We start from the raw sequence: 588 nt of genomic DNA, 5'->3' as shown, positions 1-588 counted from the left end.
CTTATGTTACAGCCACAGGAATTTGGACTATAGGTAATTTAGCCGATGGAGCAGATACGAGTTTAGAAATTACTTGTACAGTTAATGCTACTGGAGATTATACCAACACAGCAACACTCACTGGAACCGAAGACGATCCAGACCCAAGTAACGATGAGGATGATGCCTTAACAACCCCAAATCCAATTTCAGATTTAGTTATCGTTAAGTCGGTAGATGAGGCAACACCAAATGTTGGAGATCAAGTAATCTTCACTCTTGAAGTGAGCAATAATGGACCAAGTGCAGCAACAGGAGTAGCAGTTACAGAAAATCTACCAACAGGATATACTTATGTATCAGATAATGGATCTGGAGCTTATGCTACTGCCACAGGAATTTGGACCATAGGTAATTTAGCCGATGGAGCAGATACGAGTTTAGAAATTACTTGTACAGTTAATGCTACTGGTGATTATACAAACACAGCAACACTCACTGGAACCGAAGACGATCCAGACCCAAGTAACAATGAGGATGATGCCTTAACAACCCCAAATCCAATTTCAGATTTAGTTATCGTTAAGTCGGTAGATGAGGCAACACCAA

At 40.6% G+C, this 588-nt stretch carries 1 protein-coding gene; it reads left to right on the top strand.

Annotated features, from left to right (window positions below):
* The coding region (locus HNS40_RS22660; RefSeq protein WP_172284978.1) for a DUF11 domain-containing protein at nt 1-588 on the top strand (588 nt) is incomplete at both ends.

The sequence above is a fragment of the Lentimicrobium sp. S6 genome (assembly GCF_013166635.1).
Lineage (GTDB): Bacteria > Bacteroidota > Bacteroidia > Bacteroidales > UBA12170 > UBA12170.
The sequence above is the reverse complement of the archived record's forward strand: the minus strand, read 5'-3'. Positions and strand labels throughout refer to the sequence as shown.